17 protein-coding genes are annotated in these 26,338 nt (G+C 65.1%); 8 read left to right on the forward strand and 9 right to left on the reverse strand.

Translation table 11 applies throughout. The annotated features are described in order from the left end of the window. The coding region (locus tag GEV05_10295) for an MFS transporter (GenBank protein ID MPZ43776.1) at positions 1-649 on the forward strand (649 nt) is incomplete at its 5' end. Positions 650-1,040: 391 nt separating this feature from the next. Here GEV05_10295 and GEV05_10300 read toward each other — a convergent pair. The 3 genes from GEV05_10300 to GEV05_10310 form a co-directional block, all read right to left on the reverse strand. Beyond that, the gene (locus tag GEV05_10300) at positions 1,041-2,018 is read right to left on the reverse strand and encodes a tripartite tricarboxylate transporter substrate binding protein (GenBank protein ID MPZ43777.1); all 978 of its coding nucleotides are present in this window, start codon (positions 2,016-2,018) and stop codon (positions 1,041-1,043) included. Positions 2,019-2,052: 34 nt separating this feature from the next. Next, on the reverse strand, positions 2,053-3,177 hold the full coding sequence (locus GEV05_10305) for an LLM class flavin-dependent oxidoreductase (protein ID MPZ43778.1): 1,125 nt from the start codon (positions 3,175-3,177) through the stop codon (positions 2,053-2,055). A 195-nt stretch (positions 3,178-3,372) separates the two neighbouring features. Beyond that, positions 3,373-3,924 (reverse strand): DNA-3-methyladenine glycosylase, encoded by a 552-nt coding sequence (locus tag GEV05_10310; protein MPZ43779.1) that lies wholly within the window; start codon positions 3,922-3,924, stop codon positions 3,373-3,375. 364 nt (positions 3,925-4,288) lie between these two features. Between GEV05_10310 and GEV05_10315 the strand changes: the two genes are divergently transcribed. The 5 genes from GEV05_10315 (at position 4,289) to GEV05_10335 (ending at position 7,521) form a co-directional block, all read left to right on the forward strand. Next, a complete protein-coding gene (locus tag GEV05_10315) occupies positions 4,289-4,627 on the forward strand; it encodes a hypothetical protein (GenBank protein MPZ43780.1) in 339 nt (112 codons plus the stop codon). A 13-nt stretch (positions 4,628-4,640) separates the two neighbouring features. Beyond that, entirely contained in the window at positions 4,641-4,994 is a 354-nt protein-coding gene (locus tag GEV05_10320; protein MPZ43781.1) for a hypothetical protein, read from the forward strand. Positions 4,995-5,024: 30 nt separating this feature from the next. After that, the gene (locus GEV05_10325) at positions 5,025-5,795 is read left to right on the forward strand and encodes a hypothetical protein (protein ID MPZ43782.1); all 771 of its coding nucleotides are present in this window, start codon (positions 5,025-5,027) and stop codon (positions 5,793-5,795) included. Between the two features lie 101 nt (positions 5,796-5,896). Next, entirely contained in the window at positions 5,897-6,592 is a 696-nt protein-coding gene (locus tag GEV05_10330) for a thioredoxin domain-containing protein (protein MPZ43783.1), read from the forward strand. Positions 6,593-6,810: 218 nt separating this feature from the next. Then, positions 6,811-7,521 carry an alpha/beta fold hydrolase gene (locus GEV05_10335; protein MPZ43784.1) on the forward strand — a complete coding sequence of 237 codons (711 nt, stop codon included), beginning with the start codon at positions 6,811-6,813 and terminating at the stop codon, positions 7,519-7,521. A 117-nt stretch (positions 7,522-7,638) separates the two neighbouring features. On the opposite strand, the gene GEV05_10340 is transcribed toward GEV05_10335, so the two are convergent. Beyond that, positions 7,639-7,947, reverse strand: coding sequence for a hypothetical protein (locus tag GEV05_10340; protein MPZ43785.1), 309 nt, complete (start codon positions 7,945-7,947; stop codon positions 7,639-7,641). Positions 7,948-7,949: 2 nt separating this feature from the next. Further along, entirely contained in the window at positions 7,950-8,510 is a 561-nt protein-coding gene (locus tag GEV05_10345) for a DJ-1/PfpI/YhbO family deglycase/protease (protein MPZ43786.1), read from the reverse strand. A 318-nt stretch (positions 8,511-8,828) separates the two neighbouring features. Here GEV05_10345 and GEV05_10350 point away from each other — a divergent pair, with 318 nt between their 5' ends. Then, positions 8,829-9,104 carry a cupin gene (locus tag GEV05_10350; protein ID MPZ43787.1) on the forward strand — a complete coding sequence of 92 codons (276 nt, stop codon included), beginning with the start codon at positions 8,829-8,831 and terminating at the stop codon, positions 9,102-9,104. Between the two features lie 97 nt (positions 9,105-9,201). Here the strand turns inward: GEV05_10350 and GEV05_10355 are convergent, their stop codons facing one another. Next, positions 9,202-9,690 (reverse strand): cupin domain-containing protein, encoded by a 489-nt coding sequence (locus GEV05_10355; protein ID MPZ43788.1) that lies wholly within the window; start codon positions 9,688-9,690, stop codon positions 9,202-9,204. After that, positions 9,611-12,463, reverse strand: a complete 2,853-nt coding sequence (locus tag GEV05_10360) for a PAS domain S-box protein (protein ID MPZ43789.1) — start codon at positions 12,461-12,463, stop codon at positions 9,611-9,613. The genes GEV05_10355 and GEV05_10360 overlap by 80 nt, the downstream gene beginning before the upstream one ends. A gap of 502 nt (positions 12,464-12,965) precedes the next feature. Here GEV05_10360 and GEV05_10365 point away from each other — a divergent pair. Further along, the gene (locus GEV05_10365; GenBank protein MPZ43790.1) at positions 12,966-16,148 is read left to right on the forward strand and encodes a protein kinase; all 3,183 of its coding nucleotides are present in this window, start codon (positions 12,966-12,968) and stop codon (positions 16,146-16,148) included. A gap of 63 nt (positions 16,149-16,211) precedes the next feature. On the opposite strand, the gene GEV05_10370 is transcribed toward GEV05_10365, so the two are convergent. Continuing rightward, positions 16,212-16,799 (reverse strand): FHA domain-containing protein, encoded by a 588-nt coding sequence (locus tag GEV05_10370; protein MPZ43791.1) that lies wholly within the window; start codon positions 16,797-16,799, stop codon positions 16,212-16,214. A 114-nt stretch (positions 16,800-16,913) separates the two neighbouring features. Next, entirely contained in the window at positions 16,914-26,270 is a 9,357-nt protein-coding gene (locus tag GEV05_10375; GenBank protein ID MPZ43792.1) for a filamentous hemagglutinin N-terminal domain-containing protein, read from the reverse strand. Positions 26,271-26,338: the final 68 nt, after the last annotated feature.

The raw sequence follows: 26,338 nt of genomic DNA on the forward strand, positions 1-26,338 counted from the left end.
CGCCGCCGTCACGCCGGCGCCAAGCCATTTCAGCCGCCCGCTCGGTATGTCGCCCGGCGCGCTGCAATCGCTGCTGGGCATCGCCGGTGTCGCCTGCTGCGTGGCGATGTCGATGCCCCAGGTGCACATCGTCGCCTATTGCGGCGACCTCGGATTCGGCGCGGCTCGCGGCGCTGAGATGCTTTCGCTCATGCTCGGCATGGGCATCGCGAGCCGCCTCATCTCGGGCTGGATCTCGGATCGCATCGGCGGCTTGAAGACGCTGCTGCTCGGCTCGGTGCTGCAGGGGATCGCGCTGCTCGGCTTTCTCGTCGCCGACGGCCTGGCATCGCTCTACATCATCGCCGGGATGTTCGGCCTGTTCCAGGGCGGCATCGTGCCGAGCTATGCGCTGATCGTTCGCGAGCACTTCGACCCCAAGGAGGCCGGCACCCGGGTCGGCACGGTGCTCATGTGCTCGCTCTACGGCATGGCGCTCGGCGGCTGGATGTCCGGAGCAATCTTCGACATGACCGGCTCGTATCGCGCCGCGTTCCTCAACGGCACCGCGTGGAATCTGCTGAACGTGGCGATCGTGTTGTTCCTGCTCTCTCGCACGCGCGGAACGAAGCGGCCGAAACGGCTGGTGTCAGTCGCCGCGCACTCGTAGCTGGGCGGACGCGAAGACCACGCTCGCCACGTACAGCTTCGCCTCCCTGGATTCCCGCCTGCGCGGGAATGACGCGCTTATTTCGCCTTCGCAGGCGCCGGCTTGCGGCCCGGCTCCTTCACCGGCGGACGCTTCTCCGGCGGCTCCTTCACCGGCGCCTGCTTCCTGCCCTTTGCCTTCGTGCCCATGGCGCTCTCCATCATCGAACGATGGTGGCCGCCTCCGAACCCGCAAGGATGATCAACCGCCAAGCCTCTAGCGGCTCGGCCGCAGTTCGACTTGCGGTCGATCCCCACAAGTGGGGCCCCTCGCCCGGTAGTCTCATGCGCCGCCTTTCACGCGCCGTGCCAGACTTCGATTCCGCAGGCTACGCTCGCGCCTGGAGAGAATCCTAGTTCGATTGCGCGCCCAGGATCACGCCGCCCTGGCGCAAAACCTTCTCCCAGCGCTTGGTCTCCTCCTGGAGGAAGGTCGTGAATTCCTTGGGCGAGGTCCCGACCGCCTCGGCGCCGACCGCCAGTAGCTTCTGCGCGAGCTCCGGCTTGTGCAACACCTTCGCCAGGCCGGCATGGATCTTCGCAACGACATGCGCGGGCGTCCCGGCCGGAGCCTGCAGACCGTACCAGCCGAGCAGCTCGAACCCGGGCAGGGTTTCGGCCACCGGCGGCACGTCGGGTACCAGCTTGGTCGGCTTGGTGTAGGTCACGGCCAGCATCTTGACGCGGCCGTTCTGCGTGAACGCGGGCAGCGACGGCGCCGCCGGGCAGTACACCTGGATGCGGCTGGCGACGATGTCGTTCAGGATCGTTACGCTGCCCTTGTACGGGACATGGACGACGTCGATGCCGGCGAGCTCGTTGATCGTGTGCATGCACAGGTGCGACGACCCCCACATGCCGGAGGAGCCGTAGCTGAGCTTCCCCGGCCGCGCCTTGGCGTAGGCGATCCATTCCGGCAACGTCTTCACCGGAACCTGGGAGCCGACGACGATCACGAACGGCGTCGACGCCACCAGGCTCACGGGAGCGAAGTCGCGCACCAGCATGTGCTTTTGCGCCTTCAGCGTGGCGATGAGCTGCGTCATGGTCGGCAGCCACAGCGTATAGCCGTCGGGCGCTGCGCGCGCCACCACGTCGGCGGCGATCAGACCGGTCGCGCCCGGGCGGTTGTCGACGACCACCTGCTGGCCCCAGAGCTCGCTCAGCCCATGGCCGATCAGACGCCCGACCGTATCGGGCGCCGAGCCGGACATGTTGGCGATTACCAGACGGATCGGCCGAACGGGGTACGCGTCCGATTGCGCGGACCAGACCGGGCCGCACAGGGTGAGCAGCGTCCCCGCGATGAAAAATGCGGTGAGTTTACGCATGATGCCTTCTCCTGCCTCCTTCGGTTGCAGTCGTTCAGGCCGTGGCGTGGGCGCGCGGGCTCGATTTTTCTATCGCCGCATTCACGCGCGGCATGACTTCGTTGGCCATGAGCTCCATCGAGCGCGTGGTGAGCTGGGGATCGACCCAGTCCATGCCGGCGTAGACCAGCTCGCCGAAATCCCCGACTTCCTCGCGCAACGCCAGGATCTGGTCCACCACCTGGTCGACAGTGCCGTGGATCACCAGGTTGTCGAGCACGTAGTCTTCCGTGAGCTCCGAGTCGGGCTGCTCCCGATGAGACTTGAACACGGCATGACGCCCGCCCAGCAGCATCTTGGTGTACATCATCTTCCAGTAGAAGCGATACGGGCTTCTTGGATCCTCGATCGCGTAGCGGCGCGCGGTCGTTTCGTCGTCTGCGACGAAGATCGTGCGCGCGATGCGCCAATCAGCGGGATCGGCGACCTGCCCCGCCTTGCGCTTGCCCTCGCTGTAGTTCTGCCAGTGGCTGGGCAGCCACTTCGAGAGCAGAAAGTTGGCCGACAGCGGATGGAAGTCCTTCTCGCCCATCGCGATCACGCCCTTGGAAAACGGCGCGACCACCGTGCCGACGATCTCGGGCCGAGGCTTCTGATACGGTTTGTAAAGGAACCCGCGGCCGATCTCCAGGTTGCTCTGCGTGGCCGTGGTCACCTTGTAGCGATTGCCCGGGATGTCGATGTTGTACGGATACTCGCCTTTCCACAGCTCGAGGACGACCTCGATGCAATCCTCGAACATCTTCTGCCGATTCTCGTTCAGCGTGCCGAGCGCCTCGGCGTCGCACCGCAGCGCGCCCGCGCTGATGCCGAAGACGAAGCGGCCTTTGGCGAGATGGTCGAACATCGCGGCGTGCGAGGCGATCATGACCGGGTGCCATTGCGACAGGTTGCTGGTGCCGGTGGCGAGCTTGATGTTCCTGGTGTCGCTGATGAGCGTTGCCAGGAACAGCATGCTGCTCACGATGTTCTCGGTCTTCTCGGTCAGGTGCTCGCCGACGAAGGCGTCGTGGAAACCCAGCTTGTCGGCCAGGATGATCGATTGCCGGTCCTCTTGCAGGGTCTCGGTCGGACTGCGCCCCTGCGGGTGCATGGGCATGGTGAAGTAACCGAGTTTCATCGAGCCTCTCCTGTAATAGGGACGCACACAATTTCCGGGGAACACACATAACTTGCGGAAATTGTGTGCGTCCCTATTTCACGTGCCTGAATTATTGCAGGCTCATTGGCCGTTAACTGCGAAGCCAGGGAAAATCAGTATGTCCATTTTGTTCAAGGTACTCTTGCGCCGCCCCTCCTCCGAGACTGCACCTCCTCATTTACGCGAAACATACGGATTGCCCCGGATATAGAAGCGCAGCAGCCGGCGCGCCCACAAGCCGGCATAGTCCACGCCGATGCGAGGGCGCCTTGCGATGGAGAAACGCGGTGCCGGCCCGTCGGCTGCGACGAAGAAGTCCTCGCTCAGCAGGTCGTGACCGTTCAGGCGCTTGTCGATCTCCAGCGCCCGGCACAGCAGGCCCGGACCCTGAGTACGTGCGCAGACATTGCGAACGGGTTCCAGCGCGCGCAACAGCACGGCCGACGCAGTGCCTTCGGCCTGCGTCACCACGTTCATGCAGTGATAGACGCCATAGATCAGATACACGTAGGCGTGACCGGGCGGACCGAACATCACCCGGGTTCGCGGCGTGAGCCCTCGCGCCGAGTGCGCCGCGAGGTCGTGCGGTCCCAGGTAGGCTTCGACCTCGACGATGCGCCCGATCCGTTCGGCTCCATCGATCACCCGCACGAGCAATTTCCCGAGCAGCTCCTGCGCGACCTGGATCGTGTCGCGGTCGTAGAAGCCGCGCTCGAGCTTAACCACGAACGCGCCTGGCCGTTCGCAAGGTAATCGAATAGCGCAGCTCTTGCGCCGGCGCGATGCTGTGCTGCCGGCGTTTACTTTCGGGCAACGGCGGCGTCGCGGTGAAAAGCTCGGTTTGCATCGACTACGGAGTTTAGCCCAGCGACCCCGGCAGCCGCGGAAATTGGGAAATTGGTGGGGAAATTGGGACGCACACAATTTTCACGGTGTGTGTGTACCGTAACCGCCAGCGAAAGAAAATTGTGTGCGTCCCAATTTCCCTCCGTGTGCGTCCCAATTTCCCTCCCCGCGCGAGCCCTGTGGCATGATACGGGCACGAACTCGGGCAAGAACCGAATCAGGCAACGGTGATGGGGCGACGGTGATGACAATGAAGCGCGTGGCGATCGAGATCGGCATGGGCACCGACATCCGCGGCGCCGACTACACCAAGGCGGCGGTGCGGGCGCTGCGCGATGCGCTGTGGCACAACTCGCTCGGCATCGCGGATGCGCTCGGCAAGCCGACCGACTCGATGCAGGTGGAAATTCACATCGGCGTGCCGAAGCCCGAGCAGGTGGACAAGAAACAGATCCTGGCCGTCCTGCCGCACGGCACCGGCACCGTGCACGTGATCGAAGGCGGCCTGGAGATCCCGAACGACGCAGGCACCGGCTCCACCGTGATCGCCAGCGCCGCCGCCATCGTCCGGCTGGACATCTGAGGAGCAGACCGCCATGGCACTCAAGCGCGCAATCCTCGAGCTCGGCACCGGCAACGACCTGCACGGCAGCAACTACACCACGGCGGCGCTGCGCGCCGTGCAGGATGCCCTGCACCACTCGTCGCTCGCCTTCGTCGGCTCGCTCGGATTGGATCGGAACGCGATCCAGGTGGAGGTCACGATCGGCGTCCAGCAGCCGGACAAGGTCGACCTCGAGGCCGTGAAGAAGTCCCTTCCGCGCGGACAAGTCAGCGTCAGGGCGGTGAAGGGCGGGCTCGACGTGCCGCAGGAAGGCGCTCACGACGAGATCGTCATCGCCTCGGCCGCGATTGCCGTGCGCTTCGAGCCGCCGGCGGCGGGACGCTAACTGGCTGCGCAATCTCGCCGCAGACCCGTCATGCCAGCGTGCTACGTCGTCGATGCCGCCAAGGCGCCCTGGAAGCGCGGCGAAACCGAAGGCATCACCTTCGCCTGCCAGGTTCTGCTCCCCGGTGAGGACGGCGGACCGGAAGCGCTCCGGTTCCGCTTCGACGACTGCCCCTCCGTGTACGCCCACATGCATCTGACCGCGCAATTCCAGCTGCTGCTCCACGGAGCGATGGATTTTCCGCGCGGCGTGAAGCACCTGGAAGCGCTCGCCATCCACTACACCGATCACAACGTGCCCTATGGGCCGTTCGCCGTGTCCGGAGGCCACGACATGCTCGTGCTGCATCCCAAGGCCGGCGGCATCATTTCGATGGTGAACCTCGATGCGCGCCGTCGCATCAACCTGCGCGGCCGCTTGTTCGCCGCGCTGGCATCCGAACAGGAGTGGCTGCCCTTGCCGCAGGCCGAAAGCGGTTCCTTCCTGCACCTCATGCCGCCTGGGTTTGGCCCGGCGGCGGTGGTGGTGCGCGCACCGGCACACGCCCAGCTCGGCATGCCGCCTGCGCCCTATGGCCGCTACGAGGTCGTTCTGGACGGTTCGGTTATCATGCAAGCGCAAGAGATCGGCGCCCCGGGACTGCGCTATAGCTGCGGCGAGGACGAGGCCGAGCCGCTCGTCACCGGCCCCGCCGGCGCATGCGTGGCATTCCTGACCTTCGATCGCGATGCCCTCGAAGGCGGCATCACCGACGAGGCGATGGCGGTAGAAGCGGCGGAGGCCATGGCGCGGGCGATTTGACGGCTGGACATCGACCATCCTCACCCCTGGCTCGGAGGGAGCGGGGAAGTGACGTGGCAAGTGGCTGAAGGCGATTTCACCATTTCGGAAGGAGACGCGAAATGACGGAGAACGTGCAAGCGGATGCAGGTTTTCGCGTGGTGGTGTTCGCGGATTTCGTCTGTCCGTACAGCTATCTTGCCGTCGATCAGATCGACCGGCTCGCGCGCGAGTACGACCTGAAACCGCTGTGGCGGCCGCATTGGCTGCATCCCGAAACGCCGCTCGAGGGCGCGCCGCGCGAGAAAACGCCGGAAGCGCAGGCCAAGCGCGAGCGCCTGAAGGCCTGGATCCAGGAGATGGCCCCCGAGCAGTATCCGCGCATTCGTTTTCCGGAGAAGCGCCAGTACAGCTTCCGTGCGTTCGAGGCCCTGGAGCTCGCCTACGATTGCGGCCTCGATCTGGAGTTCAAGACCGCGCTGTACGATCTGATGTGGACGCAGGACGCCGACATCGCCGAGCAGGACACCCTGGTGGCGGCGGGCGAGCGCGTTGGCATCGAGCCGGCCGAGATGAAGGCAGCGCTCGAAGGCGGCGAGTATCTCGAGCGGGCGCTCGATGCAGTCAACGGCGCGCGCCGCATCGGCATCATGAATACGCCGACGATTTTTCTCGGCCGCACGCGCATCAACGGCTGGCACTACTACGAAGTGCTGCAGTCGGTGCTGGAGCAGCAGGGAGTGCGGCCGAAACAGACGCGGGCAAGCCAGCCAAAGGAGACGCTGGCAAGCCAGCAAGGGGAGGCGCTGGCAGGCTAGGAAAGGCTACCGCGGGCGTTCGCGCCGGTTTCAGGCGGCGAACGGCAAGAGCACCGCCGCAACCTGAAACTGCGCGGGTGTCGCATCGGATCGCGCACCCTTTTCTTGTACAACCTTTGGTAGCTGACTTTTGGGCAGTGGATGCGTGTTATGCACGTGGCGTGCCCGGATTGGAGGCGCCCAATGCCGGGTGCTGGCAGTAAAAAAGGGAGGATCGAATGGCACAACTCGTTTTTATTCATGGACCGGGCGCCGGTGCATGCGCCGACGCCTACACCCATCAGTTGCAGCACTTCAAGGGCAGCGTCGCGCCCAGTTTGCCCGGACACCTGGAAGGCACACGTTGCCCCGATGTTGCCCGCTATACCGAGTGGGTGCGCGGGTGGCTATGGGCCCAGGGCCTCAACAAGAATCTCGTCCTCGTCGGCTATACGCTCGGCGCCTCCATCGCACTGCAGTACGGGCTCGACTATCCCGACGAAGTCGCAGGGCTCGTGATCATGACCGTCGCCGCACGGCCGAAGGTCCGCAAGCCCGGAACCTACGAGCTGCGCCTGCGTGCGCTCGAAGACCCGGCCGTGTACGAGGAATGGATCGCATTCCAGCGTCACGCCATGAAATTCGTCGAGCCGGGTTTGCGCGAGCGACTGATGGAGCGCCATCGCCAGGTGGGGCCCTTGTCGCAATACCACGATCTCAAGACCATCGACGCGTTCGACGTGGGCGATCGCGTCGCGTCGCTGAAGCCGAAACTGCTTCTCCTGCGTGGCCTGGACGACCCGGGGCAGCCGCCGGAGTACGAGCTGGAAATCCACCAGGCCGTGGCCGGCTCGCGCTACGTCAAGCTCTCCGGGGTCGGGCATTTTCCGCCCACCGAAGACCCGGCCCGGGTCAACGCGCTGATCGAGGAGTTCGTTGCGGGCCTGTAGCGGCCATGCTTCCGCTTCCCTGATAGGACGCGTTGCCTGGCTTCGCTTGATTCCCCCGCAATCCCCCACCCCGAGCACCGGAGCAGGCCCTACGCCCGGCCGAGCCACGTAGCGGAATCAAGGATTCTTGCTTCGTCCCGGATCGGAGCGCTCGTTCTTGCGCGCATCGGCGACGCACTGGCTGCGCAGCGTGCCTTCGAGATCGCGACAGCGTTCGATATCCGGGCTGGCCTCGGGCGCGCGATCGGCATCTTTCTTCCGCTCGATCGAGCCGCCCTTGATCGCGCCTTCGTTGGGACGGCTTCCGTCTTTACTCGCCCCCGGCGGCACCGAGCCGCGGGGCTGACCGCCTTCCGCCCCGAACGCTGTCGGCGCGCCCAACGCAACCGCGATGCCGAGCACTGCGAGCATGCGCCGGATGCGCATGGTCAGGCCACCTGTTTCCCGCGCCGATGCTGGCCCTCGTCGATCTCCTCGATGAGCTTGCGGCTGAACGCCGGGATGTCGTCCGGCTTGCGGCTGGAAACCAGGCCCTTGTCCACCACCACTTCCTGGTCGACCCACGAAGCGCCGGCGTTCGTCAAATCGGTCTTGAGCGAGGGCCACGAGGTGATCGTACGGCCTTTCAGCACCCCGGCTTCGATCAACGTCCACGGTCCGTGGCAGATGACACCCACGGGCTTGCCGCTCTCGACGAAGCGTTTGACGAATTGCACCGCCTTGGGATTGGTGCGCAACTGGTCGGGATTGGCAACGCCACCCGGCAGCAGCAGCGCATCGTAGTCGTCCGCATACGCGGCATCGATCGGAACATCGACGCGGAATCGATCCGCCTTGTCGAAATGGTTCCAACCTTGCACGTGACCCTGGGCCGGGGAAACAATCTCGGTGTGTGCGCCCGCCGCCTCCAGGGCTTTGCGCGGTTCGGTCATTTCCGCCTGCTCGAAACCCTCGGCCACCAGGATGGCGACCTTCTTTTCGCTCAACATGACGATACCTCCTTGATACCCTATGCGGAACCATTCGCAACCGTCGTTCCACCCGGGTCCGGCGATGCAACCGCCGTCCGGTACGAACGCCGCGACGCTAGCCCGCAGCTTGCCGGCGCGTGCGCGCAATGCCACTATCACCGGGGCGATCGAACGCAAGGGGCAGTTCATGGGCAGGAGCGCCATTGCACGTTGCTGTTTGCTGGCTCCGGCATCAAGAATGGAAGAGTGCCAGGACAGGGCGCACTTCGCGTGCTGTCGTCGGGCAGGTGATGCGCACCGTTTAGCAGCACGCACACGGCAACTGACCAAGAGACCATGAAGGCAATCCCCACGGTCCAGATCGACAATGAACGCGTCATTGTCACAGAGTGGCGCTTTGCGCCAGGTGCCGAGACCGAGTACCACGTTCATGCCCATGATTACGTGGTCGTACCCATGACTACCGGTACACTCCGGCTCGTGGAACCGAACGGTACCCGCGAGGTTGAGCTCGAGGCAGGCGTGTCCTATGCACGCCTCGCCGGGGTTGCTCACAATGTGGTGAACAGCAATGCCTATGAGTTCTCGTTCATCGAGGTCGAGCTCAAGTAGTGGTTCCAGGTTCGCTGCGAGACGTTGAGGCGCTTCGCCTCGTTCGAATTCTCACTCTCTTGCGACCCGCAGCGGCTGAAAGAAAGCGATCAGAACCTCACCGCTTGCCCGGATACAAAGCTTCGATCTCCTTCGCCTCCGGGCGCATCTTGTAATCCTGCGTCAGGTCCCCATCCCCGCACGGGCTTTTCACGGTGATGAACGTCGCCGGCCCGTTCACCGGGCGCGAGCGGTGGCGCGTATTGCGCGGGATGTGAACCAGCGTCCCGGGCCCGACCACCCGGTCTTCGTCACCGAGCACGAAATGCATCTCGCCCGAAAGGACGACGGTGAACTGCTCCTCGTTGGGATGCTCGTGCAGGGGCGGGCCTTCGCCCTCGGGCTTGGTGACGATCCCGAATTTCATGAACTCCCCGGGAACGGCCCCCGACTCGACCTTGCCGTTGGTCCGCGAGGGCTTCTTCTCCAATTCGTCGAGCTGATAGAACGGCATGGCTTTTCTCCTCTCAGGTTTTCCGCTCAGGGCGGCGGGACGCGATCGACATGCGGTACTGCGTGGCAGCATCGGCATTATTACCCGTGGCATCGTCCGAGGCGAGCAGCCGCTGCAGGTCCTCGATGTCGGCAGGCTTGGTCAGGTGATGATCGAAGCCGGCGGCGCTCGCCCGGCGCCGGTCTTCCTCCTGTCCCCATCCGGTGAGCGCCACGATCGAGGCGCGGCGCTCGGGAAACGAACCTCGAATGCGGCGCGCGACTTCGTAGCCGTCCATCTCCGGCATACCGATGTCGAGCAGCACGAGCGAGGGCGCGAAGCGCGCGAACGCCTCCAGCGCATCCGGGCCGCTGTGCACCACGCTCACCTGCGCGCCCAGGACTTCGAGCAGCATGCCGAGACTGCTGGCGGCATCGCGATTGTCGTCGACCACCAGCACGCGCTTCTTCGCCGCACAGACCTCGTCGGGCCGCTCGGCCGCCGCACCGGGTTGCTGCTCGGCGGCGAGCGGCAGGCGCAGCAGGAACTCGGCGCCCTGGCCGCGGCCTTCGCTTCGCGCCTCGATCGAACCGCCATGCATTTCGGCCAGCCGCCGCGCGAGCGGCAAGCCGATCCCTAAGCTCGAATCGCCCGGCTCGTCGGTGTGTTCGCCGCGGCTGAACATCTCGAAGATGCGCACTAGAGCCTCGGGCGCGATGCCGATGCCATTGTCCTTGACGACGATGACGATCTCGGCGACGTCCTCCCAGGCGTGCAAGGCAATGCGCCCGCCGGCAGGGGTGTACTTGGCCGCGTTGTTGAGCAGGTTGGAAAGTATTTGCGCCAGGCGAACCGGATCACCGTCGAGCCACAAGGTGCGTTGCGGCAGCGTCAGCTCGAGGCGATGCCCCGCGCGCTCGATCAACGGCTGGCTGGTTTCGACCGCATTGCGCACGATGGCGCTCAGGTCCACCCGCTCCGGACGCAGCTCCAGCACGCCACGGCTGATGCGCGACATCTCCAGCAGATCGTCCACGAGCCGCACCAGGTGGTTCACCTGGCGCTCCATCATCTCGTGCACCGCGCTCGTCCGCGCGTCGGGGCTCGACAGCAGGCGCAGCAGATGCAGCGAGTTCTTCAGCGGCGCGAGCGGATTGCGCAGCTCGTGCGAAAGCGTGGCGAGAAACTCGTCCTTGCGCCGGTCGGTTTCCTTCAATGCCTCCTCGGTGCGCTTGCGATCGGTGATGTCGAAGCCGAGGACATAGAAACCCTGCACCACGCCGTTACGGTCGATGTGCGGCACGTAGCTCACGTCGGTCGCGCGATATCCGGACGCCCGATGCGGCGTGACGCTTTCGAAGCGCACGGTTTCGCCTTTGAGTACCCGTTCGACATACGGCAGGCGTCCCTCGTAGATCTCCCCGCCCAGCATGTCGCGCATGTGGATGTTGGACAGCGAATCCTGGTCGATGTCGAGCCAGTCGCGGTAACGTGCGTTGACGAAGCGATAGTGATGGTCCTTGTCGATGTAGCTGATGAGGGCAGGCACGTTGTCGGACACGAGCCGGAGGCTGCGCTCGCTCTCGGCCAGCGCCTGCGCCGAGCGCGTGCGCTCGGTGATGTCGAGCGTGAAGCAACGCGTATGGACGAACTCGCCGTTCTCGAACAGCACGCTCGAATTGATCAGCACGTCCCGGATCGAGCCGTCCTTGTGCCGCATCTGCGAGGCGCGATCGCGCACGGCCTCGCCCCGGCGCAGGCAGGCGAGCATATCGTCGATGATCACGCGATCGACATGGAACTCCGCGATATGCCGGCCGACATATTCTTCGTGCGCATAGCCCAGCATGGCGAGCTCGGCCTGGTTGGCGCGCAGGATGGTGCCGTCCGACCCGACCCAGTGCAGGCCGATCGCAGCGGTCTCGAAAAAGTCCGACAGCTCCTGCTCGCTCGCCCGCAGGCGCTTCTCGGCATCGCGCCGTTCGCTTTCTGCCCGAAGGCGCTGCAAACCGAATGCGACCTGATTGCCGATGGTCAGCGCGACGCCAAATTCGTCGTCGGCGAGCGCGTGCACAGCGTCGAAGAAGACCATCAGCTTGCCGATGAGCCGCTCCTCGCTCACCAGCGGAACGCAAGCGCCAGCCCGTATGCCTTCCGCGGCAAGCGCAGCGAGCAGGTCCTGCGACAGCTCGGCCTGCGCAAGCCCGGCAAGACCGAAGGGGCGCGTTGCATCGGGGTCGTCGAGGCGACCGGTAGCGTAGCGTTCGACGGCGTTCCGATGTGTCTGCGACAACCCACGCCAGGCGACGAAGCGCATCACGCCGGATGCGTCGAAAAGCAGGATCGCGGCCCGGTCGCAGCCGAGCGCCTGCACCAAGGCGTCGAGTGCGGCCTCGTAGATCTCGCCGAGCAGCCCCGCGTGCTGCATCCGGTCGGTCAGCTGGTACAGTGCACCCATGCGCCGCGCGCTCACCGCCAGTGCTTCCTCCGCCCGCTTGCGCTCGGTGATGTCGATGCCGGTGGACTGGGCTTCGAGCAGACCCCCGCGCGGGTCGAACTTCAACGCGCGGTTCGCCCACAAGGTCCAGCGATCGCCGTCTGCGGTGTGAAACCGGTTTTCGATGCGAGCCTCGGGCAGCTCCGGCGTCAGGCCCTCCAGCATCGAGCGCACCGATGCGCGATCGTCTTCCGCGATGAAATCCCAGAAGTTGCGCCCTGCCATCGCCTCGGGCGTGCTGCCGCGGGCCCGCGCGTAAGCGCCGTTGACGAAAAGAATCGTTCCGTCGAAGCGGAAACGGCAAACCATCTCGGGCTGGCCGTCGAGAGGCGCAGCATGAGGCGCCTCGGCCGCGTGCAGACGATCGGGATGCGAACCGTCGCCGGCCATGGCTCGCCCTATTCGATGCGACGGCCAGGCATACCGGCCGGAACGGCGGGCGGCGGCGCAGCGCGGGCGTGGATGCGTGCCCCGGTCATGGTCCCCCTTGGTATTGTCGTCCGGCTATTGCCGGACACCGTCGCATAGTACCACCGCAACTACAGGCATCCGAGGGCGGCCGCGCAGGTCTCGGCTGCGGCGGTCGACGAACTTCCGGCGCCGCGAGGCTTCTTGTCGTCGGCCGCCCCGCTTCCCGGGGCAGCGGCGCTCGCCGGGCCGTAAAGCCGGCCCGCAAAACGCCGATAAGTCCTTCTTTGTCATTGTTTTGGACGATTGACATAAGGCTTCGGGCACAAAATAATCCCGACGCGGACGGCACAAATCTTGCCGTGTGTCAGGACTGCGCTCGTCCCGGCAGCGCTTGAACCCCTAACAACGATCCTCGGTGGCAGCAGAAGCCCTCAAGAAACTCGGCAAATACGAGATCCGTGGCACGCTCGGAAAAGGTGCGATGGGGATCGTGTATGACGGTTTCGATCCGATGATCGAGCGCCGGGTCGCGATCAAGACGATCGCGAAAGACACCATGGACCCGGACGAGGCCGTCGAGCTGCTCGGCCGGTTCAAGCGCGAAGCCCAGGCCGCCGGACGGCTCAGCCACCCCGGCATCGTCTCCATCTACGACTACGGCGAGGAACTGGGTCTTGCCTTCATCGCGATGGAGTACATCAAGGGCAAGGAGCTGCGCAAGTTCTTCGAGTCCGACCAGCGCTTCGACCTCGCCCAGACCGTTCGCATCATGTGCGACGTGCTCGATGCGCTCGATCATGCGCATCGCAACGGCGTCGTTCACCGCGACATCAAGCCGGCGAACATCATGATCACCGACGAAGGCCGCGTCAAAGTGGCGGACTTCGGTGTCGCGCGCATCGAATCGTCGATGATGACCCAAGTCGGAACCCGCATCGGAACGCCGGCCTACATGTCGCCCGAGCAGCACCAGGGCCTGCCGGTCGACGGCCGCTCCGACGTGTTTTCCGCCGGCGTCATGGCGTACCAGTTTCTCACCGGCGAACGGCCGTTCACCGGCGGCGGCTACACGATCATCCAGCAGATTCTCAAGCAGGATCCCATTCCGCCCTCGGAGATCAATTTCTCCATTCCGCGCACGCTCGACCTGGTGGTGGGCAAGGCGCTGGCGAAGCGGGCCGAGGATCGATTTGACACGGCCGGGGCGTTCGCCGAAGCGCTGCGCAAGGCTGCGACCGGCGAGCAGGCGCTCGACCTCGTGCTCGACGCAAAGGCGCTCCCGGCCGATATCGGCAACCTAGCGCCGACGCCGGCCGAAGCGCCCCGCAAGACCACGGACACCAGCGCAACCGCATCCGACATTTCGCTGCAGGCCGAGCTCGAGTTCTGGCGCGAGATCAAGGACAGCAGCGAGCTGTCGGATTTCGACGCGTTCCTGCAGGCATTCCCGGCGAGCCGCTTCGCTGCGCTTGCTCGCCGCCGGATGACACGGCTGCAGGCCGAGGCGCAGCCCTTCCAACCTGAAACGACCGTCGTTCACCAGCCGAGCAAGATCCGCATCGCGCCGAACACCGAATCGGGTAACCGGCTGCGGCGCGAAGCAGAAGAGCGCGCGAACGCGGAAGCCGACCAGCTGCGCAAGCAGCAGCAGGAACGCAAGCGGCTGGAAGCCGAAGCAAAAGCGAACAAGGAAGCCGAGGAGCGCGCACGCCAGGAAGCCGCCGAGCGTGCTCGCGCCGAAGCCGAAGCGGCCGCACGCCGCGAGGCCGAAGAGAAGGCGCGCCTCGCCGAGCAGGAGCGGGCGCGCAAGGAGGCCGAAGCCCAGGCGCGCCGTCAGGCCGACGAGCAGAAACGGCGCGAAGCCGAAGAGAAGGCGCGCCGCGAGCTGGAGGAACGGCGCAGGCGCGAAGCCGAAGCGCAGGCGAAGCGCGAAGCCGACGAGCGCGCGCAGCAGGAAGCCGAAGCGAAGGCCAGGCGCGAGACCGAGGAGAAGAAGCAGCGCGAGGAGCAGGAACGGCAGCGCCTCGACACCGAGCAACGCGCACGACAGGAAGCCGAGGCCAAGGCAAAGCGCGAAGCCGAGCAACGCGAACGGCGCGAGACCGAGGAGCACGCACGGCGTGATGCGGAAGAGCGCGCACGCCGGGAGGCCGAAGCGAAGGCGAAGCGCGAGGCGGAACAACGTGCGGCACAGGAAGCCGAGGCCAAGACCAAGCGCGAAGCCGAGGAACGCGCCTCCACCGAGGCCCGGACGCGCAAGGAAGCCGACGAGCGCGCCCGCAAGGAAGCCGAGGACAATGCCCGGCGCATTGCCGAGGAAGCGCGTGCGCGCAAGCACGAGCAGGCACGCGCCAAGCGCGAGGCCGGCGAGCGCAAGCAGCGCGATGAAGCCGAGCGCGAACGCCCGCAAAAGGAAGCCACCCCGAAACCCTCCGGGACGACGGCGGAGCGGCCGGAAGCGCCCAGCCCCATCGCCGCGCCAGCGACAGAGCGAAGCGACTCGGCTCGCAACGATCACGACGCCACGGTCGCGATGGATCTCGCCACGGGCCTGACTTCGCCCGTCGGCGGCCTCACACGGCCAGTGCGCGCTTCGGTTACCGAGCCGGTCGCCGAAACGGTCGCTGAGCCCGCGACAACGCCTCGTGTGCAACCCGCGGTCGCGCCGGAACGGCCGGCGGCCCGCGAACCGCTACCCGCACCCGCGAGCAGGAAAATTCCGCTGGCCGCAATGATCGGCGCCGCGCTGGCGGTTGCCATCGGCGGGGGCGTATGGCTGGCGTCGGCACCGGACACGACGACATCGACGAGCCCGCAGACCACGACGCAGGCCCCGGGCGCACGCGAGACCGAGGCACAGCCCGACACGGAGCAGCAACTGACGAAGCAACGTCAAGCCGAGGAAGCGCAACGACAGCAGGCCGAGCTGGACAAGCAGAAACAGGCAGATCTCGAGCAGCAGAAGCAGGCCGAGGCGGCAAACCAGGCTCGGGCCGAGACGGAGCGGAAGAAGACGGTAGAACAGGCGAAGCAGCGCCAAACCGATGCGGAAAAGAAGAAACAAGAGCTCGAAAGACAGCGCCTAGCCGAAGCGGAGAAGAAAAAGCAGGAGCTCGAAAAACAACGCCAGGCCGAGCTGGAAAAGAAACGCCAGGATCAGGAACGCCAGCGCCAGGCGGAGCTCGAACGCCAGCGCCAGGCGGAGCTCGAACGCCAGCGTCAGGCCGAAGCGGAAAGGCAGCGCGCCGAAGCCGAACGCCAGCGCCAGGCCGAAGCCGAACGCCAGCGTCAGGCCGAAGCCGAACGCCAGCGTCAGGAAAAACAGCGCCAGAGCGAGTTGCAGAAACAGAAGCAGCAGGAAGCCGAGAAGCAGGCAGATGCGGAGCGCCAGAAACGCGAACAACAGGCGCAGGTATCCGGGCCCGAGCGCTACAAGCTCGCAAGAGCGCTCATGGCCGAAGGCAAGACGCGCGAAGGAATCCGGGCCCTGACGCAAGCCGCACGCGCGGGAAACGCGCAGGCTGCGCTCGAGCTGGGCGACTACTACATCAACAACCGCGACGTGATCGAGGCGACCCGCTGGTACAACGAGGCCGCGAGGCTGGGCGGACCGGAGGTCAAGGCCATCATCGAAAGGCGCCGGGAAGCGCTCAAGCGCGGTTGATCCTCGAGCTGCCGTCAATGGCCACGGTAAGACACGGTTTTTTTGCCGTCGCGGCCGGCGCGATCAGCCTTTCACGACCACCTCGAAGCGAACGGCTGCAGCCGGCTCCTCGTCCACGGGGCGGCCGAAACAGATGGCGCCGCTGTCGCGCAGCGCGATCGATTCGCGCCGCACCAGCAGCTCTTCGCCCTCGCCGATACGGACGTAGGAGCCATTCGAGCTGAAATCGAAGAACGTGAACTTGTCGCGCGTCTTTTCGATCCGGCAATGATTGCGCGAGGCGAGCTTGTCCTGCAGGGCAATGTCGGCGCGGACATCGCGACCGAGCGACAGAGTGGGATGATCGTCGTCCACGCGGTACTCGCGGCCCTGATAGCTCAACATCATAATGTGCATTTCGGCCGCGGCGCGACAGGCGACGACCGCGTCGGCGAACACCGCCATCACCTCGTCGCCGATGGTCTTGACCACCGAGCCCTGGTAGCGGCGGGTTGCCTGCTGCATGACGTCCACGCAACGCTCGATCAGCGCCAGCGCCAGACGATCCCCGAGGCGTTCGTACAGGCGAGTGCTGCCGCTCACGTCGGCGAACAGAACGGCCTGCTGAATCGGGCGGGTCACGATGGGCGCGGACCGATCGCGACTGGGCATCGGGCAAGCGCTCGGCTCGCCTGCTCGCGCGGCCCGGCTCGATCCAGTCCGGAAAATTCCATCGGCATGGCGGCGGGCATCATGGACGCGCAGGCGAAAAGCCGGCGCCGGTGCCTACTGGCGCCGCTTGCGCTCGGCCTCTTCGTCGGCGCTCAGCGGAGGCAGCAGAACGCCCTTGATGGCGCCGAACACCGGCAGCGTCGCAATCGAAAGATCGCCCTGGAAGCCGAACAGGATCGCCTGATCGATGCGCCCCGGCCGGAAGCTCTCGTCCACCTGGTCGGTGATCTGCGAGGTGATGCCGCCGACCACCTCGCCGGCGACGTTGCTCGCCACGCGGCCCGAGCCGCCGTTGTAGTCGAAAGTCTCCGTGCCCCCGGGCGGATTGATGAGGAAGATGCGCTTCGATTCCTGCAGCTGGATCGGGCCCGCGAAGAAAACCAGCGAATCGACCGGCGCGGCGTAATCGACCTGCTGCACGTTGTCGCCGAAGCGGATCGGCGCGGTGCGCTCGCCCAGCGCGTTGCCGTCCGGGCCGAGGCCGTTGAACCCGCCGAGCAGGCGCACGAACGGGGCGCTCAGCTTGGTGTCGGCGTGCTGCATGATGGCCTTGCCTTCGCCGGCGAGGTTGGGCGCCGGGCCGGTATTGTTGAGCTCGATGCGGGTGGTGGAGCTCACGTCGCCGACCGTGATCTCGCCGTTCGGGGCGCGCAGTCGCAAATTCCCTCCGCTCGAGAGCGTCGTACCGGCGAGTTGCGTGATGCTGCCGCTGCCCGCCGCATCGACATTCAGCGTGCCGCCGGCGGACGAATTGCCGAGCACGATGGTCTGATCGGCGGTGCCTTGTACGCTCAGATTGCCGCTGGCATTCACGCTGGCCGTGGTGGGGGTTGCAAGCGTGAGCGCCAGGTTGCCGACGCCTTGGGCGACCGTCACGGCGCCCGCCCCGCTGACCGTCACGGGGCTGGGCGCGGTAAGTGTGCCGCCGAAATCGAGCACGCCCCCTGCCGTCGAGATTGTCGTCGCGCCGGCGAGAACGACCGCGTCGCCGTAGCTCTGTCCGCCGCTGCTCGCCACGCTGGCCCCATCGATGGCAGTCGACCCACCGGCATCGGTCGCGATCGAGGCCAGGGGCGCGGTGCTGCCGACAGCCGCACCGAAGGTCGTGACGCCAGCCGTGTTCACCGCGAGCGCCTGGGCGCCGTTCACGCTCCCGGCGAAGCCGATGCTGCCTGCGCCGGTGCTCGTCAAGGTGGTGCTGGCGCCGAGCAACACCGCCTCGTTGTAGGTTTGCGCGCCGGCGGTGGTGATCGCGCCGCCGTTGAGCGCGACGGTTCCGGGCGCATCGGTCGCGATCGACGCCAGCGCCGTCGTGCCGCCGACGACGCCGTTGAAAGTGGTCGCGCCCGAGGTATTCACGTTGAGCGACCCGGGACCGTCTACCGTGCCGTTGAACGCAACCGCACCCCCGCTGGTGCTGGTGAGGGTTGCGTTCGCGTTCAGGATCACGCCGTCGTTGTAGGTCTGGGCGCCGGCGGTACGGATGCTAGCGCCATTGATCGCCGTCGTTCCACCCGCATCGGTCGCAAGCGAAGCGAGTGCCGTGGTGGCGCCTGCGGCTGCGCCGAACGTCGTCGCCCCCGCGGTATTGACCGCAAGCGATTGCGCGCCGTTCACGGCACCGTTGAGCGTGATCGCCTGATTGCCGCTGCTCGCCAATACCGTCGCGCCGGTCAACGTCACTGCGTCGTCGTACGTCTGCGATCCTGCGGTGCTGATGGTACCGCTCAAGTTGGTCGTCCCGCCGCCGCCCGTCGAGAAGTTGTTCACCCCGCTGAAGGTGGCGCCGTCGACCGTGGTGGCGGCGGAGAAGTTCAGCGCCAGATCGAAGCCGCCGCCGGTGATGGCGCCGGCGAAGATTCCCGTACTTCCCGTCAATGTTGTATTGCCCACGAGCATCACGGCGTCGTTGTACGTTTGCATCCCAGTCGTCGTGATGGTCTCGCTGAGGCTGGTCGTACCGCCGCCGTTCGTCAGCAGGTTCCCGATTCCCGAAAACGCCGTCGGTGTCAGCGTCGTTACCCCGGAGAAGGTGAGCGTAAGGCTGTTTCCACCGCCGACCACGGAGCCGGAAAGCGTGCCCGTCGTGCCGGCGAGAACGGTGGCGCTGCCCAGAGTCAGCTGATCCTCGTAGATCTGCGTCGCCGCTTGGATGGAACTGCCATTGATTTGCGTCGTCCCACCTGCATTGGTTTGCAGCGAAAGGAGGGGAACCGTACCGCCCACGGCGCCGCCGAAGGTCGTCGTTCCGGTCGTATTGATGGCGAGTGCTTCGGTATTCGCTGTAGTTCCATTCACCGTACCGTTCAAGGCAATCGCCTGGTTGCCGTTGCTCGCCAGGGTCGTGTTCCCGGCCAGGATCACCGGGTCGTCGTATGTTTGCGAACCATCCGTGGCGATCAGCCCGCTAAGCGTGGTGGTCCCGCCGCCGCCGCTTGAGAAGTTGTTTACTCCGGTAAAGCTGGTACCGCCGATCGCCGTCGGTCCGGTGAAGTTGAGCGTCAGATCGTTGCTGCCTCCGGTGATGCCGCCCGTAAACGTCCCCGAGGTGCCTGCGAGCATGACATTCGAGGCAAGCGTCACTGCATCGGTATAGGTCTGGGTGCCCGTCGTGGTGATCGTGCCGCCCAGGTTGATCGTACCGCCCCCATCGACTTGCAGGTTGTTTACGCTTGAAAATGCCGTCGGCGTGAGCGTCGTCAACCCGGAGAAAGTTAGCGTCAGGTTGTTCCCCCCGCCAACAACCGAGCCGGTGAGGTTGCCTGTCGTTCCGGCCAAAACGGTCGGGTTGCCCAGTGTCAACTGGTCCTGATAAGACTGCGTGGCGGCATTGATCGCGCCACCGTTGACCTGTGTGGTGCCTCCCGCATCGGTCGTCAGCGAGGCAAGCGGCGTGATCGATCCGACCGGCTGCTGGAAGATCGTCGTCCCGGAAGACGCGATGGTCAGGGCTTGCGATCCATCGACCGTTTGGTTGAACGTCACGTCACCCGCTCCGGTGCTCAGAGTGAGCGCCGAACCAAGTAGATTCACACGTCCCGTGAAACCCACCGCCTCACTTGCCGTCGTGACGATCGCATTGACGTCGGGATCGTTGATATTGATGTTGCCTGCGGGTCCAGCATTCAGCGTTATGGCTGCGTCGCCGGTACCAGTGATGTCGCCGTCGACTGCTATCGTGCCACCTGCGCCCTGATGGATCGTAGTCGGATCGCGAAACGTAACAGCGTTGACGGTCGTCAGACCCGTGCCATCCGCGCGCCCGATCGTGATCGAGCCGAAGCCGTCGGCAATGGCAGCGAGCAGCGCGTTGGAAATCTGCAAGGCGCCCGCGCCGCCCGCTATGCCGACCGAAACACCCGCAGCGCTTGGCTGCAGCGTCAGTGCCCCGGTGCCCATCACGCTGCCGGCGCCGCCCGAAAAGATCATGGCATCGGCGGTCAGCGTCAGCGTGTTCGGGCCGGCGCCGACCAGATTGCCGAAAGTGATGCCTGCAGCCGTCAGCGTCGTCGGACTGGTAAGCGACACGGCCTCGTTATAGGTCTGGGTTCCGGTGGTCGTGATGTTCCCGGAGAGGCTGGTGCTGCCGCCACCATCGGTGATGATATTGTTAATGCCCGTGAAGCTGCCGCCGCTCAATGCGGTTGCGCCGCTGAAGGTCAGTGTCAGATTATTGCCGCCGCCGGCAACCCCCGCGGGAAAGCTGGCGCTCGTTCCGGTGAGCGTGGTCGGCGCCAGCAGAGTCAGCGTATCGCCATAGGTTTGCGTACCCGCGTTGATCGCGCCACCGTTAACTTGTGTCGTACCGCCAGGGTTTATGTCGAGCGAGGCCAGCGGCGTACCGCCTCCGACCACTCCGTTGAACGTCGTCGCACCCGTCGTATTCACCGTCAGCGACTGCGCGCCATTCACCGTATTGTTGAACGTGATCCCCGCACCGCCGGTCAGCACCGTCAGGCCGGTCAGCGTCACCGCATCGGTATAGGTCTGCGTGCCTGTTGTGGTGATCGTGCCGCCCAGGTTGGTCGTACCGCCCCCATCGACTTGCAGGTTGTTTACGCCTGAAAATGCCGTCGGCGTGAGCGTTGTCACTCCGGAAAAGGTTAACGTCAGGTTGTTTCCCCCACCAACAACCGAGCCAATGAGGTTACCTGTCGTTCCGGCCAAGACGGTCGGGTTGCCCAGTGTCAACTGGTCCTGGTAGCTCTGCGTCGCCGCATTGATGGAACCGCCATTGACCTGCGTCGTGCCGCCCGCATCGGTTGTCAACGAGATGAGCGGCGTGATCGATCCGATCGGCTGTTGGAAGATCGTCGTCCCGGAAGACGCGATGGTCAGGGCTTGCGATCCATCAACCGTCTGGTTGAACGTCACGTCGCCCCCTCCGGTACTCAGAGTGAGCACCGAGCCAAGTAGATTCACACGCCCCGTGAAATCCGCCGCCTGATTTGCCGTCGTGAAGATCGCATTGACATCGGCATCGTTGATATTGATGTTGCCTGCCGCCCCGGCATTCAGTGTTATGCCCGCATCGCCGGTACCGGTGATGTCTCCAGCGACCACAATCGTTCCGCCCGTGCCCTGGCGAATCGTCGTTGGATCCTGAAAGCTGCGCGCATTGACCGTCGTCAAACCGACACCGTCCGCGCGGCCGATCGTGATCGAGCTGAAGCCATTGCTAAGCGCATCGAGCAGCGTGTTGGAAATCTGCAGTACACCCGCGCCGCCCGCTATTCCGATCGAAGTTCCCGCGAGGCTCGGCTGCATGGTCAACGCGCCGGTTCCCGTTACGCTGCCGGCACCCCCCAGGAAACTCAATGCATCGGTGGTCAACGTCAGCGCATTTGGACCTGCACCAACAAGGCCAACGAAAGTGATGCCCGTGGCCGTCAGCGTCGTCGGACCGGTAAGCGACACGGCCTCGTTATAGGTCTGGGTTCCGGTGGTCGTGATGTTCCCGGAGAGGCTGGTGCTGCCGCCACCATCGGTGATGAGATTGTTAATGCCCGTGAAGCTGCCGCCGCTCAATGCGGTTGCGCCGCTGAAGGTCAGTGTCAGATTATTGCCGCCGCCGGCAACCCCCGCGGGAAAGCTGGCGCTCGTTCCGGTGAGCGTGGTCGGCGCCAGCAGAGTCAGCGTATCGCCATAGGTTTGCGTACCCGCGTTGATCGCGCCACCGTTAACTTGTGTCGTACCGCCAGGGTTTATGTCGAGCGAGGCCAGCGGCGTACCGCCTCCGACCACTCCGTTGAACGTCGTCGCACCCGTCGTATTCACCGTCAGCGACTGCGCGCCATTCACCGTATTGTTGAACGTGATCCCCGCACCGCCGGTCAGCACCGTCAGGCCGGTCAGCGTCACCGCATCGGTATAGGTCTGCGTGCCTGTTGTGGTGATCGTGCCGCCCAGGTTGGTCGTACCGCCCCCATCGACTTGCAGGTTGTTTACGCCTGAAAATGCCGTCGGCGTGAGCGTTGTCACTCCGGAAAAGGTTAACGTCAGGTTGTTTCCCCCACCAACAACCGAGCCAATGAGGTTACCTGTCGTTCCGGCCAAGACGGTCGGGTTGCCCAGTGTCAACTGGTCCTGGTAGCTCTGCGTCGCCGCATTGATGGAACCGCCATTGACCTGCGTCGTGCCGCCCGCATCGGTTGTCAACGAGATGAGCGGCGTGATCGATCCGATCGGCTGTTGGAAGATCGTCGTCCCGGAAGACGCGATGGTCAGGGCTTGCGATCCATCAACCGTCTGGTTGAACGTCACGTCGCCCCCTCCGGTACTCAGAGTGAGCACCGAGCCAAGTAGATTCACACGCCCCGTGAAATCCGCCGCCTGATTTGCCGTCGTGAAGATCGCATTGACATCGGCATCGTTGATATTGATGTTGCCTGCCGCCCCGGCATTCAGTGTTATGCCCGCATCGCCGGTACCGGTGATGTCTCCAGCGACCACAATCGTTCCGCCCGTGCCCTGGCGAATCGTCGTTGGATCCTGAAAGCTGCGCGCATTGACCGTCGTCAAACCGACACCGTCCGCGCGGCCGATCGTGATCGAGCTGAAGCCATTGCTAAGCGCATCGAGCAGCGTGTTGGAAATCTGCAGTACACCCGCGCCGCCCGCTATTCCGATCGAAGTTCCCGCGAGGCTCGGCTGCATGGTCAACGCGCCGGTTCCCGTTACGCTGCCGGCACCCCCCAGGAAACTCAATGCATCGGTGGTCAACGTCAGCGCATTTGGACCTGCACCAACAAGGCCAACGAAAGTGATGCCCGTGGCCGTCAGCGTCGTCGGACCGGTAAGCGACACGGCCTCGTTATAGGTCTGGGTTCCGGTGGTCGTGATGTTCCCGGAGAGGCTGGTGCTGCCGCCACCATCGGTGATGAGATTGTTAATGCCCGTGAAGCTGCCACCGCTCAATGCGGTTGCGCCGCTGAAGGTCAGCGTCAGATCATTGCCGCCGCCGGTAACGCCCGCGGAAAAGCTGCCGCTCGTTCCGGCGAGCGTGGTCGGCGCGACCAGAGTCAGCGTATCACCGTAGGTTTGCGTACCCGCGTTGATCGCGCCAGCGTTAACCTGCGTCGTACCGCCAGCGTTCGTCTCAAGCGAGGCCAGCGGCGTGCCTCCTCCGACCGCCCCAACGAACGTCGTCGCACTCGGTGTGTTCACTGTCAGCGACTGCGCGCCATTCACGGTACTGCTAAACGTGATCCCCGCACCGCCGGTTAGCACCGTCAGGCCGGTCAGGGTCACCGCGTTGCCATACGTCTGAGCTCCATTGGTGATGATCGTGCCGCTGAGGTTGGTCGTACCTGCGCCGTTGACGAGCAGGGTACCCACGCCGGAAAAACTCGCAGCAGCCAGCGTTGTAACGTTGCCGAACGTCAACGTCAGGTTATTGTTCGCACCGACGACCGAGCCGGTCAGATTGCCGTCAGTGCCCGTGAGCGTCGTATTCAAGCCGAGCGTCAACTGATCCGGGTAGGTCTGCGTCAGCGCATTGATGGAACCGCCGTTCACCTGGGTCACGCCGCCGGGATTCGACAACAGGGAGGCGAGCGCCACGCCGCCCCCGACCGGAGCAGCGAACGTCGTCGTTCCGGTCGTGTTGACGGTCAACGCTTGCGCACCGTTCACGGTGCTGCCGAACCCGATGTCTGCACCGGCGGTCAGCACTGTCGTACCGGTCAAGATCACCGGATCGTTATACGTCTGTGCTCCGGTCGTGGTGATCGTACCGCTCAAGTTCGTCGTCACACCACCGTCGATCGACAAGGCCCCCACTCCGGAAAAGCTCGTCGGAGTCAGGCTAGTCACCCCGGAGAACGTCAATGTCAAATCATTGGTTGTGCCGACGACCGAGCCGGTGAGATTACCGGTCGTGCCTGTAAGCGCCGTGTCCGCACCCAGCGTCAGCTGATCCTGGTAGGTCTGCGTCACTGCATTGATCGAGCCGCCGTTCACCTGGGTCGCGCCGCTGGGATTTGTCGTCAATGCGCCAAGCCTCGCCGTGCTGCCGACGGCGCCAGTGAAGGTCGTCGTGCCCGTGCTCGAGATACTCATGGTTTGCGTGTCGGCGACTGATGCATTCAGCGTGCTGCCGAAATTCACTGCACCGGCACCCGTGGAGATGGTCGGGCTTCCGGTCAGGCGGACCGGACTGTTGAAGTTGACACTCCCGCCTGCGGTCGTGAGATTGGCGCCCAGATTGACGCTGTTAGCGCCACCGGCGGTGAAGGAGATCGCACCAGTGCCCGCAGTCGACAAGGCCACGGGGGCGTTCACATTGACGTTGCCAGCTGCCGTGAACGTGAAGCCGCCGCTGCCTATGTTGGTGACCGCAGCGCCGATCGTTATGTCGTTCGCTGCCGTGAAAGTCAACGTTCCGCTGTTGTTGTACGCGCCCGGCGAATCCGTGATGTTGATGTCCCCATCCTGCGCACCGGGGCCGGTCACGGTTGTGACGAAGATGTCGGCCGTGGTAATCGCTTCCAAAGTGCCCCAGTTGAGGACCGAAGCGTTGCCACTTGGTCTGAAGGGGTCTCCAGAATCGCCGGTAATGCCGTCGAGGTTCTGTTGAGGGTCGTTGCTGACCGTCAAATTCCACGGATCGAGCAGCAGCATGCCGTGCTTCCCGGCCGGCGCGCTCGTATCGACCCGCCCCGCGAATTGCAACGTCTCCTTGCCCGAAACCTCGACCGCGCCGCCGTCGCCGCCGCTCGCACCGCCGCGCGCCTTGATGTCGACGCCGGCGCGCGTCACGCCGTCGGACCAGACAACCACCTTACCGCCGTTGCCCTCGGTGATCGCATCGGCGGCAATGGCTGCCTCGGCGCTCGCGAACGTCGCGCTGGCATTGCGCTCGGGACCCTTGCCCTGCCAGTTGCCGCCGACCAGCACCGTGCCGCCGCCGCGATCGCCGGAGGCGTCGATGCGCGCGCCGTCGAAGACGCCGACCTTGTCGCCGAGCACCTTCACCGTGCCGCCCTGCTCGCCCGCGTGGCGCCCGCTCGCATCCAACGTCCCGGTCACGGCCACCACGCCGGTGGGCCCGCCGTCGAGCACGATGGTGCCGTTGCGCTCGGCCAGCGCGGTGGCGCGCGCCACGCCTTTCATGTTGATGACGGTATCGAGCATCGCGTTGGCTGATTGCGCGGTCATGACGATCTGACCGCCCTCGGCGATGACGGCGCCCTGGTTGCTGATGCTCGCATCCACCGCCGCCTTGTCGACCGAGAACTTCACCAGTCCGTCGCCACGGAAATCGAGCGAGACGCGATCACCTGCTGCGAGCCCGACCGTACCGAGACGCGCCGTGATGGTTCCTTCGTTCGACACCTGCGGCGCAAGCAATGCCGCGAGACTCTCCGTATTGATGACGCCGCGATTGATCACCGCACCCGCATTGCCGGCGTTGGAGAACACGTACCGGCCGGAGAGGAAATCGCTGTCGCTGATCGAGAGCGTGCTGGCGACGAAGCCGGCCGCATCCACCTGTGCTCCGGTCCCCAGCGTCACACCCAGGGGATTGACCAGGAACACCTGGCCGTTGGCGCTGATGCGCCCGAGAATCTCGGAGTAGCTGCCGCCGATGACGCGGTTGAGAATGACGGAAGTCACGGCGGGCTGCGCGAAGTTGACCGCTTCGCCGGCGCCCACGTTGAACGCCGTCCAGTTGACGATCGCCTTGTCCGAACGCTGGGTGACGTTGAGCGTGCGTGCATCCGGCCGCGCCACCGAGACGTTGCCGGCTACGGGCTGGGCGCCGGTCGGCAGCGCATTGGCATGACCGGCCCAGGCGACGAGCAGCGCAGCGGCCAGCGCGTTGAGTGGCCAGGAATGCGTCGAAGCGACGCGCCTGCGCCGGTGCCCCGCCCGTGCGCCACCCAAGGTGATTCGGGTTGTCCTGACCATATCTCGATTCTCCCTCACGGGCGTCACATCGCTCGACTCGATCTACCGCAGCTTGCCGTCGAAGCCCG

This window comes from Betaproteobacteria bacterium (assembly GCA_009377585.1).
Lineage (GTDB): Bacteria > Pseudomonadota > Gammaproteobacteria > Burkholderiales > WYBJ01 > WYBJ01.

Excerpts from the sequence above, each read along its gene's own strand:
- GEV05_10300 (MPZ43777.1), bottom strand. The coding sequence starts at position 2,018 with ATGCGTAAACTCACCGCATTTTTCATCGCGGGGACGCTGCTCACCCTG.
- GEV05_10305 (MPZ43778.1), bottom strand. The coding sequence starts at position 3,177 with ATGAAACTCGGTTACTTCACCATGCCCATGCACCCGCAGGGGCGCAGT.
- GEV05_10315 (MPZ43780.1), top strand. The coding sequence starts at position 4,289 with ATGACAATGAAGCGCGTGGCGATCGAGATCGGCATGGGCACCGACATC.
- GEV05_10320 (MPZ43781.1), top strand. The coding sequence starts at position 4,641 with ATGGCACTCAAGCGCGCAATCCTCGAGCTCGGCACCGGCAACGACCTG.
- GEV05_10325 (MPZ43782.1), top strand. The coding sequence starts at position 5,025 with ATGCCAGCGTGCTACGTCGTCGATGCCGCCAAGGCGCCCTGGAAGCGC.
- GEV05_10330 (MPZ43783.1), top strand. The coding sequence starts at position 5,897 with ATGACGGAGAACGTGCAAGCGGATGCAGGTTTTCGCGTGGTGGTGTTC.
- GEV05_10335 (MPZ43784.1), top strand. The coding sequence starts at position 6,811 with ATGGCACAACTCGTTTTTATTCATGGACCGGGCGCCGGTGCATGCGCC.
- GEV05_10340 (MPZ43785.1), bottom strand. The coding sequence starts at position 7,947 with ATGCGCATCCGGCGCATGCTCGCAGTGCTCGGCATCGCGGTTGCGTTG.
- GEV05_10345 (MPZ43786.1), bottom strand. The coding sequence starts at position 8,510 with ATGTTGAGCGAAAAGAAGGTCGCCATCCTGGTGGCCGAGGGTTTCGAG.
- GEV05_10350 (MPZ43787.1), top strand. The coding sequence starts at position 8,829 with ATGAAGGCAATCCCCACGGTCCAGATCGACAATGAACGCGTCATTGTC.
- GEV05_10355 (MPZ43788.1), bottom strand. The coding sequence starts at position 9,690 with ATGCCACGGGTAATAATGCCGATGCTGCCACGCAGTACCGCATGTCGA.
- GEV05_10360 (MPZ43789.1), bottom strand. The coding sequence starts at position 12,463 with ATGGCCGGCGACGGTTCGCATCCCGATCGTCTGCACGCGGCCGAGGCG.
- GEV05_10365 (MPZ43790.1), top strand. The coding sequence starts at position 12,966 with ATGGGGATCGTGTATGACGGTTTCGATCCGATGATCGAGCGCCGGGTC.
- GEV05_10370 (MPZ43791.1), bottom strand. The coding sequence starts at position 16,799 with ATGCCCAGTCGCGATCGGTCCGCGCCCATCGTGACCCGCCCGATTCAG.
- GEV05_10375 (MPZ43792.1), bottom strand. The coding sequence starts at position 26,270 with ATGGTCAGGACAACCCGAATCACCTTGGGTGGCGCACGGGCGGGGCAC.